This window comes from Microbulbifer sp. ABF4_107 (genome assembly GCF_056312215.1).
In genome coordinates this window covers 4,172,067-4,190,230 of sequence record NZ_CM149983.1, presented here as the reverse complement: position 1 = coordinate 4,190,230, position 18,164 = coordinate 4,172,067, and the positions used below count along the sequence as shown (strand labels likewise).

At 61.4% G+C, this 18,164-nt stretch carries 15 protein-coding genes; 8 read left to right on the top strand and 7 right to left on the bottom strand.

The window, feature by feature from the left end; all coding sequences use genetic code 11:
• The first annotated feature begins 7 nt into the window (after positions 1-7).
• The 3 genes from ACYX4K_RS17235 (at position 8) to hemB (ending at position 2,940) form a co-directional block, all read left to right on the top strand.
• Complete coding sequence (locus ACYX4K_RS17235; RefSeq protein ID WP_475090893.1) at positions 8-1,192, top strand: benzoate/H(+) symporter BenE family transporter; 1,185 nt, start codon at positions 8-10, stop codon at positions 1,190-1,192.
• On the top strand, positions 1,192-1,818 hold the full coding sequence (locus ACYX4K_RS17230) for a GntR family transcriptional regulator (protein WP_475090894.1): 627 nt from the start codon (positions 1,192-1,194) through the stop codon (positions 1,816-1,818). The genes ACYX4K_RS17235 and ACYX4K_RS17230 overlap by 1 nt, the downstream gene beginning before the upstream one ends.
• 111 nt (positions 1,819-1,929) lie before the next feature.
• Complete coding sequence (gene hemB / locus ACYX4K_RS17225) at positions 1,930-2,940, top strand: porphobilinogen synthase (RefSeq protein ID WP_475090896.1); 1,011 nt, start codon at positions 1,930-1,932, stop codon at positions 2,938-2,940.
• Between the two features lie 129 nt (positions 2,941-3,069).
• Here the strand turns inward: hemB and ACYX4K_RS17220 are convergent, their stop codons facing one another.
• The 3 genes from ACYX4K_RS17220 to mrcB form a co-directional block, all read right to left on the bottom strand.
• Positions 3,070-3,426 carry a response regulator transcription factor gene (locus tag ACYX4K_RS17220; RefSeq protein ID WP_475090898.1) on the bottom strand — a complete coding sequence of 119 codons (357 nt, stop codon included), beginning with the start codon at positions 3,424-3,426 and terminating at the stop codon, positions 3,070-3,072.
• 292 nt (positions 3,427-3,718) lie between these two features.
• A complete protein-coding gene (locus ACYX4K_RS17215; protein ID WP_475090900.1) occupies positions 3,719-4,711 on the bottom strand; it encodes a winged helix-turn-helix domain-containing protein in 993 nt (330 codons plus the stop codon).
• Positions 4,712-4,822: 111 nt separating this feature from the next.
• Entirely contained in the window at positions 4,823-7,519 is a 2,697-nt protein-coding gene (gene mrcB, locus ACYX4K_RS17210) for a penicillin-binding protein 1B (protein WP_475090902.1), read from the bottom strand.
• Positions 7,520-7,807: 288 nt separating this feature from the next.
• Here mrcB and ACYX4K_RS17205 point away from each other — a divergent pair, with 288 nt between their 5' ends.
• The gene (locus ACYX4K_RS17205) at positions 7,808-8,824 is read left to right on the top strand and encodes an adenosine kinase (protein ID WP_475090903.1); all 1,017 of its coding nucleotides are present in this window, start codon (positions 7,808-7,810) and stop codon (positions 8,822-8,824) included.
• A 199-nt stretch (positions 8,825-9,023) separates the two neighbouring features.
• Here ACYX4K_RS17205 and ACYX4K_RS17200 read toward each other — a convergent pair whose 3' ends face one another.
• From ACYX4K_RS17200 to ACYX4K_RS17185, 4 genes are all read right to left on the bottom strand, one after another.
• Entirely contained in the window at positions 9,024-10,808 is a 1,785-nt protein-coding gene (locus ACYX4K_RS17200) for an EAL domain-containing protein (RefSeq protein WP_475090905.1), read from the bottom strand.
• A gap of 76 nt (positions 10,809-10,884) precedes the next feature.
• A complete protein-coding gene (locus ACYX4K_RS17195; protein ID WP_475090907.1) occupies positions 10,885-11,463 on the bottom strand; it encodes a YajG family lipoprotein in 579 nt (192 codons plus the stop codon).
• A gap of 200 nt (positions 11,464-11,663) precedes the next feature.
• Positions 11,664-12,191: a copper chaperone PCu(A)C gene (locus ACYX4K_RS17190; RefSeq protein WP_475090909.1), complete on the bottom strand. Its 528-nt coding sequence runs from the start codon at positions 12,189-12,191 to the stop codon at positions 11,664-11,666.
• A gap of 26 nt (positions 12,192-12,217) precedes the next feature.
• Positions 12,218-12,847 carry an N-acetylglucosaminyltransferase gene (locus ACYX4K_RS17185; protein WP_475120209.1) on the bottom strand — a complete coding sequence of 210 codons (630 nt, stop codon included), beginning with the start codon at positions 12,845-12,847 and terminating at the stop codon, positions 12,218-12,220.
• 355 nt (positions 12,848-13,202) lie between these two features.
• On the opposite strand from ACYX4K_RS17185, the gene ACYX4K_RS17180 reads away from it, so the two are divergent.
• The 4 genes from ACYX4K_RS17180 (at position 13,203) to accC (ending at position 17,809) form a co-directional block, all read left to right on the top strand.
• Positions 13,203-15,071 (top strand): protein-disulfide reductase DsbD family protein, encoded by a 1,869-nt coding sequence (locus ACYX4K_RS17180; RefSeq protein ID WP_475090912.1) that lies wholly within the window; start codon positions 13,203-13,205, stop codon positions 15,069-15,071.
• A 375-nt stretch (positions 15,072-15,446) separates the two neighbouring features.
• Complete coding sequence (aroQ, locus tag ACYX4K_RS17175; RefSeq protein ID WP_475090914.1) at positions 15,447-15,884, top strand: type II 3-dehydroquinate dehydratase; 438 nt, start codon at positions 15,447-15,449, stop codon at positions 15,882-15,884.
• An 88-nt stretch (positions 15,885-15,972) separates the two neighbouring features.
• Positions 15,973-16,449 (top strand): acetyl-CoA carboxylase biotin carboxyl carrier protein, encoded by a 477-nt coding sequence (gene accB, locus ACYX4K_RS17170; protein ID WP_475090916.1) that lies wholly within the window; start codon positions 15,973-15,975, stop codon positions 16,447-16,449.
• Positions 16,450-16,465: 16 nt separating this feature from the next.
• Positions 16,466-17,809 carry an acetyl-CoA carboxylase biotin carboxylase subunit gene (accC, locus tag ACYX4K_RS17165; protein ID WP_475090917.1) on the top strand — a complete coding sequence of 448 codons (1,344 nt, stop codon included), beginning with the start codon at positions 16,466-16,468 and terminating at the stop codon, positions 17,807-17,809.
• Positions 17,810-18,164: the final 355 nt, after the last annotated feature.

Here is an 18,164-nt window from a genome sequence, read left to right as displayed (position 1 = left end):
ACATTTTATGGAGCAGGTCGCGCAGCGCTCTCTCATAGCCGATGCCACGCTGTCCGCCATCAGTGCGGGCTTTGCCGCCGTGCTGGTGGGTTTTGCCAGCTCCGTTGCCATCGTGCTGCAGGCGGCTGAGGCTGCCGGCGCCAGCGAGGCACAAATGGTCTCGTGGATCGGGGCCCTCGGCCTCGGTATGGGCCTCACCTGCATCGGCTTCTCCTGGTATTACCGCGCGCCGGTGGTTACCGCCTGGTCCACCCCCGGGGCCGCACTGCTGATAACCAGCCTGCACGGGGTTTCCCTGCCCGAGGCGGTTGGGGCCTTCCTGTTCAGCGCCGTGCTCACATTGGTTCTGGGAGTTTCTGGCGCTTTCGAGCGGGTTGCGGCGCGGGTGCCACTACCCCTGGCCAGCGCTATGCTCGCGGGGATTCTGCTGCAGTTTGGGCTCTCTATCTTCACCTCCCTGCAGGCCAGCCCTGCACTGGTGGGCGCGATGCTGCTCACTTACCTGCTGGGACGGCGCTGGCTACCGCGCTACTGCATCCCGCTGGTGTTGGCCGTGGGCTTTGGCACCAGCTGGCTACTCGGGGAAATTCACACAGAGCAACTGAGCTGGTCCTTTGGCCAACTGCAGTGGGTGGTGCCGGTGTTTAACCCGGCGGTATTGCTGGGTGTGGGACTGCCGCTGTTTATCGTCACCATGACCTCACAGAATCTACCGGGGGTCGCCATCCTGCGCGCCAGCGGCTATTCCGGGGTCCCCGTGTCACCCGTGGTGGGAGGCACCGGGCTGGCCGCGCTGGTACTGGCACCATTCGGCGGCTTTGCGTTTAATTTCGCGGCCATTTCCGCCGCCATCTGCACCGGCCCAGAGGCACACCCCGATCCCGGACGGCGCTATATTGCCGGCATCGCTGCAGGCGTGTTTTACCTGCTGACGGCACTTTTTGGCGCAAGCGTGGTGATGCTGTTTGCGGCACTCCCCCATGCGATGATCGCCGGTGTCGCCGGACTGGCACTGATCGGAGTGATCGGCACAAGTCTTGCCGGCGCCACTGCGGACGCCGACAGTCGTGAGGCCGCGCTGATCACCCTGCTGATTACCGCTTCCGGAGTCAGCTTTTTCGGAATCGGTTCCGCGTTTTGGGGGCTCGCGGGCGGCCTCACTTGCCACTGGCTGTTGCAGCGGGGGCGGTAATGGACCTTTACCAGCAACTCAAACAGGACCTGCAACGGGGGCATTTTGCCCCCGGAACCCCACTCAAACAGACGGAGATCGCGGAGCGCTACGGTGTCAGCCGCATCCCGGTGCGGGACACCCTGGCGCGATTAAAAGCGGAAGGCTGGTTGTGCGAACACGGCAAGCGGGGCGTGGCCGTGCCGGTGCTGGACCCACAGGAAGCGGAAGACCTGTACCTGATGCGTATGCACCTGGAACCTCTGCTACTGGAGCGCGCGGCACCGAACCTCAGCGGCGAGATACTCGGGCGGGCGCGGGACATCCTCGATGCCATGGATCGGAACCCGGCACTCGACGCGGCCGCGCTGGGCCAGCGCAACTGGCAATTCCACACCACGCTATACCGCGCCGCTGCTCGGGTTGCGCTGTTTAACACCGTGGAACAGCTACAGCGCCAGTGCGAACGTTACATCGGCTATCAGAATCGCACTCTCGATTACCAGGCCACCAGCCAGCGGGAGCATCATCAACTGCTCGATTTGCTACAGCAGAGAGACTTCGCTCCGGCATGCGCGCTGCTTGAGCGGCATATTGCCGCCGCGGGGCGCGTGCTGGTGGAGCACCTCAAAGACCGACGTGAGTGAAACCCGTGCCAGTGAAACCCGTGTTCTGGTGTTTGCTATCATGCGCGCCTGTCGAGCAGGCGCAATCACCAAGTCGCGCCCTGCCCATCCAATTTTCGGAGTGCCCACAACATGAGTTTCAGTTCCCATCGCGGCCCCTATCCCCACAGCCGCCCGCGCCGCCTGCGCGCCAGCGAGTTTTCCCGCCGCCTGGTGCGGGAAAATCGCCTGAGCACCGACGACCTGATACTGCCGCTGTTCGTGATTGAGGGCCGCGGTGAAACCCAGCAAGTGGCCTCCATGCCCGGGGTGGAGCGACTGACCGTGGACCTACTCACCGCCAAGGCCAAAGCGCTGGTGCAACTGGGTATTCCCGCGGTGGCGCTGTTCCCGGTGGTAGCCCCCTCGGCAAAATCCGACGACGCCCGCGCCGCCTACGACAAGGACGGACTGGCCCAGCGCGCGGTGCGCGCGCTCAAAGATGCCGCTCCAGAACTGGGTGTCATCACCGACGTAGCCCTGGACCCGTTCACCAGTCACGGCCAGGACGGGCTGATGAACGACGCCGGCTATATCGTCAATGACGACACGGTGGAAGTGCTGGTACAGCAGGCGCTGTCCCATGCGGAAGCGGGCGCCGATGTGGTGGCACCTTCCGACATGATGGACGGGCGCATCGGTGCCGTGCGCACCGCGCTGGAGCGCGATGGCCATGTGAATACCCAGATCATGTCCTACGCCGCAAAATATGCATCCAGCTATTACGGGCCGTTTCGCGATGCGGTGGGTTCTGCTGGCAACCTGAAGGGCGCCAATAAGTTCAGCTACCAGATGGACCCGGCCAACGGCGACGAGGCTCTGCACGAATGCGCGCTGGACCTGGCGGAAGGGGCAGACATGATCATGGTGAAGCCAGGCATGCCCTATCTCGACATCGTGCGTCGGGTGAAAGACGAACTGAAGGTGCCCACCTTTGCCTACCAGGTGAGCGGTGAGTACGCCATGCATTGCGCGGCGTTTGAAAATGGCTGGCTCAATCGCGAAGCGGTGATTCTCGAGTCCCTGCTCGCGTTCAAGCGCGCCGGGGCAGACGGGGTACTGAGCTATTTTGCAGAAGAGGCCGCGAAGCTGCTGCAGCGGTGATGGCCTAGGAGAAAAGCGTCAGGGGCCGAGGCCGTACGATGCGGCAACCGGCCCCTCGATCCTGGTATCTAATACCAAGTCCCCGGAACCTCTCTGCGGTACCTACTTTGCCCTTGAGACTGCCCGGTATCAGATCAGGCCCAGTGCCGCGCAGCGGGACACCAGCTGGCCCGAGTTGCGGCAGCCCGCTTTGCGCAGAATACTCTTGCGGTGGTTTTTGACCGTATGAATAGAAATGTGCAACCGCTCGGCAATTTCGGCACTGGTGGCACCACTGGCAACTTGCTCCAGCACCTGGCGCTCCCGCCGGCTGAACGGGGCACCTTCCCGCGCAACCACAGCATCGTTTTGCGCTGTTTCCAGTGTCCGCACTGGTGCCGGCCCGACATCGACGGCGCCCGGTGCCTGCGCAACACCAGCCGCACTTTTTTCACCGGATGCTTCCCCAGCCCTCAACAGCACCGCCCCAAGTCCTGACCCCAACATGACTCCCCCGTCCATTGCACTGAAACCCGGCCATCAAGCCGTGACTCAAAACACCAGCTTTAAATTCTCGAGCTCCCCCGGTTTCCGGTCTTTGCCGAATAGCCTCACCCGCGTGGGGTGGCTCCAGAGGGTCAATGGGGCTAATGTAGCCAGCGAGCTGGCCGGAGGTCTTTGAAAGCTTGTGAATACTTGTGAACACAAGAAATGACGGGGGTCTCAGGGTATTGGAGGGGCAAAACAGAGAGATTGCGAACGGACAAAAAATCACCAAGCCCGTGCTGTTTGGGACTAATCACAGCGGGCTGGAGACGGGAGCAGGATCCGCCTCAAACAGGGGAAGCACCATCTGATACAGCTCTTCGGCGGTCACTGCCACACCATTTCCGCCGCGCTGATGAACCAGCTGTCGCTGGGTTTCCGACGGCATTATGGTGTAGAGAAAATAGGGGGTATGGTCGCGCTTGCTGCGGATGCGCTCCATCAATTTGAACCCGGCGAGAGGCTCGCTGCCGCGGCCCATGTCTGAGATCACCGCGTCGTAGCGATACATGGACAGCAGGGTCATGGCGTCCTCGGTATTGGTCGCCAGGTAAATCGCAATATTTTTTGACTCGAAGTGACTGCGCTCACTGAGGTTGTTGTCCGGGTTGTCATCCACCCAAAGGATTCGCCCGCGCACGTCCGGTGCCTCGCCAATAACCAGCGGCGCCCCATCGTCGGGAATTCGGCGCGCGGTGATCAGATACACCACCAGTGCGGTGACAACCACCACCACCGCGACCGCGGAAAAAAGCCGCCAGAAACTGCGGTCACGGGCTCCGGAAAGCACTCCGCTGCGCCCCCGCGGTGGGGACTCCAGCGCAGCGGCCGGCTCACGGATGGGGTCCGCTTCAGAGTGCGGCGCGAGTTCCGCCAACTTTTCCGGGGCTGACGCAAGTGCCGGACCGGGTTCTGCGACGGGCTCAATCCGGTGTAACTGCTCCGCGACCTCGGGCGACAAACGGTAGCCTCGCCCGTGTTGGGTCTGGATCAACTCACCGCTGTAACCCAACTCACGAAACCGTTTACGAGTGTCGGAAACCAACCGCCCCAGCGACCACTGGGATACCACGGTATCTGGCCACAGCTGTTCCAGCAGGGACTGCCGCGCACAGCATTCGGGATAAGCAGCAATCAACAACGCCAACAATTGCAACTGGCGCGCATCCGCATCCACGCTCTGACCATCTGCGGTCAGGCGAAGGTGCGCCATATCCAGAATAAAATTGTCGAATCGATACTGCATCGTCTGACGGATTTGGAATCGTTACCGGCGAAAGATTATGAACGATCGTCTGCGTATAAGGCCAGTACGAAATCCTGTAATCGACCGGGTGACGCGATCATATTGGCCGGATCAGGGCCACTGATCGTCCTCCTCCTGCGGCGGCCAGGGCTGGGCGTCTTCCACAGGCGCACCGCGGCGGCGCTCCTGTTCCTGCAGGCGCTGCTCGAGCTGACGCCGCTCTTCCTGCGCGCGACGCTCCTCCTCCAGATAGCGCTGCTCCTGCAGGCGGCCGGACTCCTCCAGGCGCTGCAAGCGCTCCGCTTCCGTCTGCGGAATGCGCTGCTGGGGTGGGTATTGCTGCGGCTGCTGGGGCACCGGCTGCCCTTCGCGGTCGAGCTGCTCGCGCAACTGGCGCTCACGCTCCTGCTGCTCTTTCTGCTGGCGCTCCCGGCGCTGCTGCTCCGGGTCAATCCCCCAGCCGGGCGTCATGTCCTCTCGCGGCGCCACATTTTCATCGTCCCGATCAAACCAGTTGCGGAACCATCCTCGGCGCTCGCAGCGCGGATCCGTGACCAGCCGACTCTCCGCGGAAATCGGCACCTCGCGCCCGCCCTGGCAGTAGCGCGGGTCCATATACTCGCCTTTCTCATTGATGGGCTTCCACTCCACCCCGCGCGGCGCCTGGATGCGGCCGTGACGATGGGGTAGCTGGCGCATGATCTCGGTCCAGATATTCAGCGCACCGGTGGCGCCGGTGAGACTGGTGCGCTCGTTGTCATCCCGGCCCAACCATACCACCGCTGTCACGCCCGGACTGAAGCCGGCAAACCAGCTGTCCCGATAGTCGTTCGTCGTTCCCGTCTTGCCGGCAAAGGGCACACTGTTGGGCAGGCGGCGGTAGGCACTTTTGCCGGTCCCCTCACGCATGACCTGCTCCAGACCGTAGCGCAGCAGGTAGATTGGGACTTCGTCCACGCCGCGATTGGTCTTGGGACGAAAGCGCTGTACCTGCGCACCCTCGGCATCGGACACCGCCAACAAGGTGCGCGGCTGCACATGCTCACCACCGTTGGCCATGGTCTGGTACATCCCGGCCACCTCATAGGGTGTCAATTCAACCGCCCCCAGAAACAGCGATGGCACCCGCGGCAGGCTCGCCTGCACCCCCAGGCGACGGATCGTCTGGCGCACGTTCTCAATCCCGAGGTCCAACCCCAGACGCGCGGTGGCCTGGTTGTAGGAACGGGACAGTGCCACATACAGCGGCACCTGACCGTGGCTGCGGTTATTGAAGTTGGCCGGCATCCACACCTGGCCATCATCACCAACCTCGCGAAGCGGCGCATCGTCGATCAGGGTACCCAGGTTGTATTCGTGAGCGCGCTCCAGGGCGGTCAGATACACCGCCGGCTTGATCAGTGATCCAACTTGACGGCGCGCCTCGAGGGCGCGGTTAAAGCCCGGGTAGTGGGGCCGGCGGTCGCCGACCATGGCGAGCACATTGCCGCTGTGGTTTTCCAGAATGACCGTGGCGCCCTGCAGGGAATCCGCCTTGATCCCGCGATCCTTCTCCAGCTTGGTCGCGCCATCGCTGATGGCGTCTTCCGCAAGCTGCTGAACCGAGGGCGACAGAGTGGTGTACACCCGCAGGCCTGCGGTGCGCAGCTCCTCCACCGAGTAATAGGGACGCAGCTCTTCCAGCAGACGCTCGGTAAACGCCGGATAAGGGTTCTGGGCCGCCGCGCCGACAGTGGCCACTTCCAGCGGCTTTTTCTTCAGCCGCGCGAGATCCTCGGCGCTGATCAAACCCTGCTCCTGCATCACATCCAGCACGGTGTTGCGGCGCTCCAGCGCGCGCTTGGGGTGCCGCCAGGGGTTGTAATAGGACGCACCCTTGGCCAGCCCCACCAGCAGTGCGATCTGATGGGGCTCCAATTGATTCAGGGGTTTGTGGAAATAGAATTCAGCGGCCAGTCCAAAGCCGTAAATGGCGCGACTGCCCTGCTGCCCCAACCAGACCTCGTTGATGTACTCCTGCAGGATATAGGCCTTGTCGTAATGGATCTCCATCAGGATCGCCATCAGCGCTTCGTTAAACTTCCGCCACAGGCTGGGCTTGTGGTCGAAGAATATATTTTTTACCAGCTGCTGGGTGATCGTAGAGCCGCCCTGCACCACACCGCCGGCCTTGAAGTTGGCCACCATGGCGCGGGCAATACCGCGGGGGGAGACGCCAAAATGATGGGCAAAATCCTGGTCTTCCACCGCGATCAGGGTTGCCCCCAACAACGGCGGAATTTCCTCGATCCGCACCGGCGTGCGGTCATCGCCGCCACCAAGCAGTGTGCCGATGGGAGCGGCATCCAGGCGGAATTCCTTGATCGTCGCACCGCTTTCGTCACGCAGTCCACTCAGCTCGTCATTGCGCAGGCGAAAGCGTACCCTGGCGGCCTGCTCGCGCTTGTCGGCATGGATAAAGTCCCGCCGCCACACCACGTACTCCATGCCGTCCCGCTGCCACTGGCCGGGTTCATCAATCGACGGCACCTTCTTGTAATTGAGCGCCGCAAACTCCGCCTCCAGCTCGTCCGGGCGCATCACCATGCCCTCTTTCAGTACCAGCGGACGGGCGAACACCCGCGCAGGCAACTGATACTGGCGACTATCGAGGCGCTCGCGCAGCTGCATATCGAGCCACACCATGTACCCCGCAAGCACCAGAACACCCAGCAGGGCGAGCAGACTGAGCCGCTTGATCCAGCGGCCAAGGCGTCCCTCACTGCGATTGGTACGTTTGCTATTGGAGCGGCGTTGTTTCGCTGGCATAGAAATCCGGAATACGATCAGAAAAAGAAATGGAGTAACAAGTACATCGGGCCTGGGCAAATCCGCCTGTTTCGGGCGTGCCTCAAGCTGTTATAGCGGGCATTTATAAGGTCGGCCGCGCACAAGTCAAACCCGGCGGGTCACGGCGCGCCAACGACCGTCGAACCGTCGCCATTTCACCCCACCCTGCAGCGCCGACGAGCGCCGGCAAACTTGCACTGCACCGGCTGGCCGCCATAATGCGCCCAATCAAGAACATTCAGGCAAGCATTACGGACGCTCTACCCCATGCAAAACCCCGCACACAAGTACGAACTTTACGGCATCGGCGCAGCCCTGCTCGATACGGAAATCGAAGTCACCGATAGTGACCTGCAGTCTCTCGGGGTAGACAAGGGCGTAATGACCTTGGTGGATGACAGCCGCCAGCAGCAGCTGGTCGACGATCTCAAAAACCACCTGGTCACCGCCAGCCACGCCTGCGGTGGCTCCGGCGCCAACACCATTATCGGCGCAAGCTACTTCGGTCTCAGCACCTTCTATTCCTGCAAAGTCGCCAGCGACGACAACGGCACCTTCTACCGCGACAACCTCGCCGCCGCCGGCGTCGCCTACCCGCAGGTATTAAACAGCGCCGACAGCGGCACCACCGGCAAATGCCTGGTGCTCATCACCCCCGACGCCGAGCGCAGCATGAACACCTACCTGGGCATCAGCGCCGACCTCTCCGTCAGTGAGCTCGACAGCGAGGCCCTGGCACAATCCAAGTGGGCTTACATCGAAGGCTACCTCGTCTCCTCCCCCACCGGCCGCGCCGCCGCCATCGCCCTGCGCGAACAGGCCGAAGCCGGGGGCGTAAAAACCGCCCTGAGCCTATCCGACCCCATGATGGTGCAACTGTTCCACGACGGCCTCAAAGAAATGATCGGCGGTGGCGTCGACCTGCTGTTCTGCAACCGCGAAGAAGCCCTCAAATACTGCAACACCGACTCCCTCGAAGAAGCCGCCCAGACCCTGCGCAATTCCTGCAAAGCCTTCGCCATCACCCTCGGCGCCGACGGCGCACTGATGTGGGACGGCGAACAGGAAACCCGCGTCGCCAGCCCCAGGGTAAAGGCCATCGACACCAACGGCGCCGGCGACATGTTCGCAGGCGCCTTCCTGTTCGGAATCAATCGTGGAATGCATTTTGCCGAAGCCGGTGAGCTAGCCTGCCGCGCGGCAGCACAGGTGGTGAGTCAGTATGGACCGAGACTGCGCCCGGAGCAGCACAAGGAGCTGCTGGAACAGACGGCAAACGCGTAAAAGCGATAAAGATTACTCGGCAACGAAGTCATACAGCCGATGAGAAGGCCGAGCGCCGGGTAAGGGTTTTCAGGAGCGTCGCAAACAGGATGTTTGCGCCGCAGCGCCCAGGGATGGGTTCACAGCGGTCCTGAAAACCCTTACCCGGCGCTTGGCCACCACCAAAGGAAATTCAAAACCACCCAAGGCCCAGAAGGAGTCAATTTACAGAAGAAGGCCGCGGCCCACTAATCTCAGGCAAACAGGCAGCAGCGGCAATCCCGAACCCCTGCGCATAATCCACCCCCATCATCCGCAGCTTCTCCAAAAGCTCCGGCGTCTCCGCAAACTCTGCAATGGTACTGATCCCCATCCGCTTCGCCAGATGATCCACGGTACTCACCATCGCACTATCGATCTCATCCTCCAGCATATTGCGCACAAAGGACCCATCGATCTTCAGATAATCCACCGGCAACTGACGCAAGTACGCCAGCGAAGAGGCACCGCGACCAAAATCATCCAGGGCAAAACTGCAACCCGCCGCGCGCAGCTTGTGAATAAACATCAGCGCCCGGTCCAGGTTATTGATCGCACTCGTCTCGGTAATTTCAAACTGCACCCGGGACGGGGCCACACCGGCCTCCGTCAACTCGCGCAGCACAAAATCCGCAAAGTACTCATCCCCGAGACTGATCCCGGAGATATTGATCGCATAGTGGAAACCACCGGAACCACTGCTCTGCTCCAGCGCCATATAGTGAAAGATCTTGCGGATCACCCAGCGATCCACATCATCAATGATGCCGTAGCGCTCCGCCGCCGGTAAAAACAGCCCCGGAGAAATCACGTCACCATCGCGCCCGCGCATGCGCACCAGCACCTCGTAATGGTGCACCCGGTTTTTTTCCTGCAGCGCCACCACTGGCTGGCGGTACAGCATCAAGCGGTCCTCGCGAATCGCCGCGTGGATCTCCGCAAGCCAGGTACTCTCGCGACGCTTCTCCAGCGCCTTGCGGGAATCCCCGAAAAATTTTACCCGGTTGCGCCCCTGATCCCGCGCCGCGCTACAGGCGTCATTGGCCGATGCCAACAATTGGCTGGCGGGCGGTGCATGGGCATCCACACTTACCGCCCCGATCGACAACGCCGGGCGGGTCTCACTGCTCTCCCACTCGAACACAAACTCGTTCACCGCCTCCCGCAGGCGGGTGACAATACGTTTGGCTTCTTCCAGCGTGCAGTCGCGCAATAGCAGGGCAAACTCGTCACTGCCAACCCGGCCCAGCAGGTCACCCTTGCCAAGACAGCGGGTGAGAATACCGGCAAGTGCAATCAATAGCGCATCGCCGGCGCTGTAGCCCAGCGTGTCGTTCACCACCTTGAACTGGTAAACGTCGAGATACAAAAGAATATGGTGCTGGCGGGGACCGGTGTCACTGGTCAGCAGCTGCTGCAGCGTGTGTTCAAAAGTCTGCCGATTGGGGAGGCGGGTCAGGGCGTCGTGGCTACTGTGCCAGCTGAGGCGGGAGGAAATGCGGCGGGCTTCGGAAGTGTGCCGCAATACCAGCACATAACCCTCCAGATTGACGCCCTCTTTGACACTATGGATCTGGATACTGAGCTCTACCAGCTCGCCCTCAGCCCCGCGGTGGTCCTCGTCGCGGCGAATGAACGCGCGGAATTCGCGACGGCTGGGCACCTCTTCGCCCTCACCACTGCTCAACGCCAGATCCAGTGGCTCGCCCTGTTCGCCCTGTAGCGAAAGACTCTCGGAAAGCTGTTGCCCGGGTAGCAACCCCATCAGGTTTCCACACAGCTCTCCGGCCAGCGGATTACTGTAGCGGATACGGCCGTAGCGATCGGTAATCACAACGCCGTCCGCCACTTCACCCAGCGCAAGCTCCGCCGCCGCGGCAGTCAACTGCCCATCGGGCAGCGGATCCGGCGCCGCATTATCGAGCAGGCCATGGTAAGTGGCATTATTGGGGTCGAATTCAGTCAAGGGACATCCAGTTCAATGGGCCTTCACGGTCACACTTGCTGTTTACACAGTGCATGCAAACGACTCGGCCAGCTTATCACAGGTGCTGGCGCAGGAATGCTTTCAGCTTTTCATCTTCAAACGCCCGCTGCAAGGTCGCGCTGAGCAGCTGATTAATCGTGCTCTCTACCTCTTCCTGGCTGGGCTTAATCAGGTTTCGATCCTTGCCACTGGTGCTGTAGTTACCGAAAAAGGTCGCACCCTTGACCGTCACCTGCAGCTGAATCGCAGCACCGGAATCTACCTTGGTGGTGTACAGCTTGTTCGGGCTGCTATAGGTAAGCTCGGTCAGATTGGCCACAACCTGCACATCGCCCGCACCTTCGACACCGCGGAATGACCACGACTCAAAGCCCTGATACAGCGCATCGGACATCGCCCGCTCAATATTGTTGGCCAGCGTGACATTGGAAGAGTCCGCGTAGATCCCACCCAGCGAGCCGAGCCCTTCTCCACCCAACTGGTTGGTGCCACGCGCAGAAAGGGTATAACCGCTACCGATATTGTCCGGCGCGACCGCAACCTGCGGCTTGATCTCCACCTGTACCGGACTGTGGGCGCAGGCACCAAGCATGACTGCAAAACCTGTCACCAGTATTGCGGCCAGTGTTTTCATAACGTTCTCCAGTTTGTTGTTAGCGAGCGGTCACACACGGCGCCGCTACTATTCGATGTTGAAACCAAAAAGGTTGAATTCAATAAAGTTGAATCCAATAGGGATCGAGAGACATCGGTCTTCGCGGACTGATGACAACAGAAAGAGAGACTAATTTCTGTTACCTGCTCACTTTTCTCGTTTGCGGAACCCGATTTTATCTACCCGTGACCATGATGATGGTGGTGGTGCTCCTCCACCTCACCCCCGCTTATGCCCGCGGGTAGAGAGTCGTTCAGCCCCAGCACAGGCAGCTTCAGTTTTTGGCTGCCACCGTCGACAAAGATCAACTGGAGCTCAAGCGTGTCACCCGCCTTCAGACGCACGCCGTGCACCATCAGGTGGGTGGCACCCGGGCGCATTTCAAGGGTCCCGTTGCCGGGGACAGAAATTTCCTTCACTGGCCGCATTTTGCTCACACCATTGACCTGCTGAGTGGTGTGCAGCTCAATCCGAGCTCCGGGGTGGCCGGGCAACGCAATATGCGCGAGTGTTCGCGCGCTGTCACCGCGATTACGCAGATGCAGATAGGCCGCCCCCATCGGTGCGCCGGGAGGCATTTCTCTGGCATACCCGAGCGCATCGACCGTCGATGCGCTTGCGCCTGCTGCGAGCGGAGTATCGGCCCGGGCCACAACAGCCAAACAGACCGTCATGCACACGGCAATCAAGGAGTGGATTCTTGTCATTATGCTTCTTCCCTCGCATCCAAAGATCACGGGCTCTTTTGTAACAGTAATCGGGGTGGATTGCCGAGTTTTATATCACCGCGCACACGGTAACCGGGCACGGCCTGGCGCAACTGCCCGTAGATCCAGCGCCCCTCACTGTCATCCCGCGCAACAATAATGACCCGCAACTGATGCTGCCGAATACGCTGCGCGATACCGGTGAGTATCTGCACCATGGCTTCAGAGCGGGCCGACAGCTCAGCAGGCGGCAGGGCAACCGTCTGCGCACCCGGACCATCCAGGGTGACGTCCTCGCGGGCGCGCTGCTGCTCCCGCTGCGCCTGCTTGCGCACTTCGGCAGACAGCGGGTTGCCCGGGGCGATCTCATCGGCGGTGTTCAGCAGGCTGTTCACCCGTCCAAACGAACGCTGGCGCAACGCATCCCGGGCCTGATCCACAAGTTGCATGACCAGAGTCTGGATACCGGCCGCGGCCTGGGTGTTGCCCGGGTCCAGTTGCAGCACCTGCAGGTAAAAATCGTAGGCGCTGGCACCCGCCGGCATGGTAATAAAACCCTCCCGCTGCGCTTCTTCCGCGCGCCCGAGAAAATGGCGGACGGTGCGCGCGCGGATTTGTTCCTGACTGGGTCCCGACGGGGGCGGCGGCGCAACCACTGGCGGAGGCGGTTCCGGCGGTGGCGTCGCGCACCCCGCGAGCAATGCAAGGGCGAGGCAAACCGTCAATCTGGATGGCACCGGCATACGACGCACGGCACCCAAGTACCGAGCCCTACCAACCCGCTTCCGAATTGCGACCGATATCAACTTTCTGATAACCACCTCCACGCAGGCAGTGGCCGCAGCAGCCACTGTTGTTTTTTTGTACCAAGACCACCGCTATACTGCCTGCGCTCGGCCCCTATCGCTGCAAGAGGCGCCAGTCACTCCAGCGAAGCCACTCTGTTCCCGAGGGAACACCGGCCGGCCACAACAGTCCAATTCAGCTCGACTATAAAGAATTTTATTGCCAATGACTGCGAAGACATACAGCGTCGGAGATTATTTCCAACACCTGAGCCCGGGCAGGCAGGGGCTGCGAGCCCGCCTGATCACCGCAGCCGCGGCCATGCTCGCCGCGCTGCTGCTGGGCCTGGTGCTGACCACCCCAGCCCGCGCGTCCGACAATCCGTTCGCAGCTCTCAGTAGCGGGCAGGATGAATTCCTGCCGGTGGACCAGGCATACCAGCTGGACTTCCTTCTCTCCGACGGCAATGCCACTGCATTGTTCCAGATTGCACCGGAATACTACCTCTACAGGGACAAGCTCTCGGTGTACCTGGTGGACGGCGATAACAAGCGCGAGCTGCCTCTTACCCTTGAGGCCGGTGAAGTCATCTGGGATGACTACTTCGAAAAAGAAACCGAAGTCTATCGCTGGCAACTGGAGGTACCCCTGGCACTGGCTAGTGGAACAGGCAGAGCCCAGGTACAGGTGCACTACCAGGGCTGCGCTGATGCGGGGCTCTGCTATCCGCCGCAGATACGCAACTTCGAACTGGACCTGACACAGAAAACCGCGACCGCCATTGAAGGCAGCGGTGGATTTGGCTCCGGCGGCAGCGCAACCACAAACACCGCCAAGCCCCTGCAAGCCACCAGTACGGCGGGCAGTAGCGGTGGCAGCCTGCTACTGGCCATGGCACTGGCCTTCGGCGGCGGTCTGCTGCTGAACCTGATGCCCTGCGTGTTCCCGGTACTCTCGATCAAAGCCCTGGCGATTACCCACAACGGCGACCGCCAGCACCTGCACGGCTGGTCCTATACCGCCGGCGTGGTGGCCACCTTCCTGCTGATTGCGGCATTGATGCTTACGCTGCGCACCGCTGGTGAAGCGGTAGGCTGGGGCTTCCAGTTGCAGTCTCCGGTTGTGGTCGCCGCGCTGGCGTATCTGTTCTTCGCCATGGGGCTCAGCCTGTCCGGGCTGACCGAATTTGGCGGCCACCTGATGGGCCTTGGCGCCGGTAGCGAGAGCAAGGGCCTCGGCGGCTCCTTCTCCACCGGCGCACTGGCCACGGTGGTTGCCAGCCCCTGCACCGCGCCGCTGATGGGTTCCGCCCTCGGCTTTGCGGTTACCCAGCCGGCACCCATCGCGCTGGCGGTATTTGCGGCACTGGGCTTCGGCATGGCCGCACCCTTCCTGCTGCTCACCTATATTCCCGCTCTTGCCCAGCGCCTGCCGCGCCCCGGCCCCTGGATGGACACCCTGAAGCAGCTGCTGGCCTTCCCCATGTACCTGACCGCGGTCTGGCTGCTGTGGGTTCTGGGGCGCCAGACCGGTAGCGATGGCGTGGCACTGGTACTCGCCGGTGCCGTGGCCATCGCCTTCGCCCTGTGGCTGTGGCCAGCGGCCACCTTTAACGGTAAGCGCTGGCTGCGCAGCGGCGTCGCCATTGCGGCAATCGCCGGCGCGGTTTGGGTACTGCCCAACCTGAGCACCGCACCCGGTCAACTGGCCCAGAGCAAAAGCGATTACTGGCAAGCCTACTCCCCGGAAGCGCTGGAAAGCGCGCGCAGCGAAGGCCGCCCGGTACTGATCAATATGACCGCTGCCTGGTGCATCACCTGCCTGGCCAACGAGAAAGTGGTGCTGTCCAGCGACGCCATCAAGGCCGCCGTTGGCGACATGGGTTTCACCGCGCTGAAAGGGGACTGGACCAACCAGGACCCGCAGATCACCGAATTGCTGGCCCATTACGGCCGCTCCAGCGTGCCTCTCTACCTGCTGTTCCCCGCCGGTGGCGGTGAGCCCCAGATACTGCCGCAGATACTCACCCGCGATGGACTGCTGACCGCCATGCGCAACGCTGTCAGCGACCAAGCGGTTGTGGAAAGCCGGTAAAACCAACGCCAACAGCCTCCCGAAAGCCGGCGGGCAGCAATGCCGCCGGCGCCACACATTTACCGCCTGTAGCGCCACTGCCACAGAATCAGCCCAGACCACCGTCATTCCAGCCATTCAAATAGGTGAAGCAGCCACCCCTCTTAAAACTTTGCGCTAATTAGGGCGCGAATTTCGGCGAACTGCGCGCAACTTCTCTATTTTGACATTTGAGGCATGGACAGAGGGTCACTTTTGCGGCAAACTCCGGCGCAATTTCGGTAAATCTGCCGTTTGACGTTGTTTTCCGGGCAGTTACATGACTTTTTCCGGATTTTAGTCACAATTTCGCGCGCCCCTCCAAATCTGCGGGCGAGGCATAGAGCGAGGCACAGAATGGCGAAACTGCTGTTGCTACACGGCCCCAATCTGAACCTGCTGGGCACCCGCGAGCCGACCATCTACGGCTCCACCACACTTGCCCAGATCGACGAAGCCGCCCGCGCCCAGTGCGCTGCCGCCGGCTGTGAATTCGACAGCCTGCAGAGCAACCACGAGGGCGAGCTGGTAGAGCGCATCCACCGGGCATTCGCCGACAAGGTGGACTTTATCGTCATCAACCCCGCCGCCTTTACCCACACCAGCATCGCCCTGCGCGATGCCCTGGCGGGCGTATCGATCCCGTTTATCGAAGTGCACCTGTCCAACCCCCACGCCCGTGAAGCTTTCCGCCACCATTCGTATTTATCCGATCTGGCGCAGGGTGTTATCTGCGGGTTCGGTGCAGATAGCTACACTTTGGCCCTTGAGGCGGCCCTCAAGCGGCTGAACTAAGCACTACCCCGTACAAAGGCAATACAGATTTTTCATTCCCCGGCTGCGCGCCGGGGAACCAGCAATCAAAAAATCGAGAGTGAACGTTATGGATATCCGCAAAATCAAGAAGCTGATCGAACTGCTCGAAGAGTCCGATATCGGCGAACTGGAAATTAAAGAGGGCGAAGAGTCCGTGCGCATCAGCCGCGGCACCAGTGGCGCCGCCGCCATGCAGATGCCGCAGATGGCCATGCCGATGGCTGCCCCAATGGCGCCGCAGGCCCCCGCCGCTCCGGCACCGGCCGCCGCACCGGCAGAGCCCGCCGCAGAATCCGTACCGGCGCTGACTGGCCACCCGGTGAAATCCCCGATGGTGGGTACCTTCTACGCCGCCTCCAGCCCGGGCGCCGACCCGTTTGTAAAAGTGGGCCAGCAGGTAAAAGTCGGCGACGTGATCTGCATCGTCGAAGCCATGAAGATGATGAACCAGATCGAAGCCGACAAAGCTGGCACCATCGAATCCATCCTGGTGGAAGACGGTCAACCGGTAGAGTTTGATCAGCCGCTCGTCGTCATTTCCTGAGCGGGGGCGTTTACGCATGTTTGAGAAAATACTGATTGCCAACCGCGGCGAGATCGCCCTGCGGGTGCTGCGCGCCTGTAAGGAAATGGGCATTGCCACCGTGGCGGTGCACTCCCAGATCGACCGCGACCTGAAGCACGTGCGCCTGGCGGACGAGGCCGTATGCATCGGCCCCAACCCGTCTCCCCAGAGCTACCTGAATATTCCTGCGATCATCGCGGCGATGGAAATCACCGACTCGGTTGCCGTGCACCCGGGCTACGGTTTCCTGGCCGAGAACGCGGACTTCGCCGAGCAGGTGCAGAAAAGCGGCTTCACCTTTATTGGCCCGGACGCGGACACCATTCGCCTGATGGGCGACAAGGTTTCCGCCATCGCCGCGATGAAAAAGGCCGGCGTACCCACGGTACCGGGCTCCGACGGCCCGCTGCCGGACGACGGTGAGAAGTGCCTGGAAATCGCCCGTCGTATCGGCCTGCCGGTGATCATCAAGGCCGCCGCTGGCGGTGGTGGCCGCGGTATGCGCGTGGTGCACAGTGAGGGCGCTCTGATCAACGCTATCTCGGTGACCAAGTCCGAAGCCGGTGCCGCCTTTGGCGACAGCACCGTGTACATGGAAAAATTCCTGCAGAACCCGCGCCACGTGGAAATCCAGGTGATGTCCGACGGCCAGGGCAATGCGGTCAACTTCGGCGACCGCGACTGCTCCCTGCAACGCCGCCACCAGAAGGTGCTGGAAGAAGCCCCGGCGCCGGGCATCCCGGACAAGGTGCGCAAAGACGTGCAGGACGCCTGTGTGCAGGCGTGTATCGATATCGGCTATCGCGGTGCCGGTACCTTCGAGTTCCTGTACGAAGACGAGCGTTTCTACTTTATCGAGATGAACACCCGTATTCAGGTGGAGCACCCGGTGTCCGAGATGGTGACCGGCGTTGACCTGATTAAGGAACAGATCCGTGTTTGTGCGGGTGAGAAGCTGTCTTTCAAACAGGAAGACATCAAGATCACCGGCCACTCTTTCGAGTGCCGTATCAATGCGGAAGACCCGAAGACCTTCTTCCCGAGCCCCGGCAAGGTGGAAAACTTCCACGCGCCGGGCGGCCTGGGTGTACGCGTGGATTCACACCTTTACTCCGGTTATTCGGTGCCACCCAATTACGATTCCATGATCGCCAAGATCATCACCCACGCCGAAGACCGCGAAACCGCCCTGGCGCGGATGCGTGTAGCGCTGAGCGAGACGATCATCACCGGCATCAAGACCAACATTCCTCTACAGGAAGAACTGGTCCGCGATGCGGAATTTGCCAAGGGTGGGGTGAACATCCACTACCTCGAGAAGAAACTGGGGCTCGAATAATTCTCTCGGGTTCTTTACCCGCCCCGGAGGTAAGCTGTTTTGGTTAGCCTCCGTGGCGGAAAAGCACCGGGTATCCATTTTCAAAACCGCTGTGAACCCATCCATGGGCGCTGCGGCGGCGACGTCCTGTCGCCGACGCTTTTGAAAATGGATCCCCGGCACTTTCCCTTCAGCAATTCCCTCCCTACCCTGTTAGCTTCCCAGTTCACTTGTAGAATGCACCGAATTTCGAATGGAAGTCGCCCCTGCCGGTAAGACTTTGCGGGACCGTCTGCGGCCCGGATGGCCGCAGCCGAGCCCCCAGGGATGGGTTTACGGCGTGTCCCGCAAAGTCTTACCGGCAGGGGTGACGCCA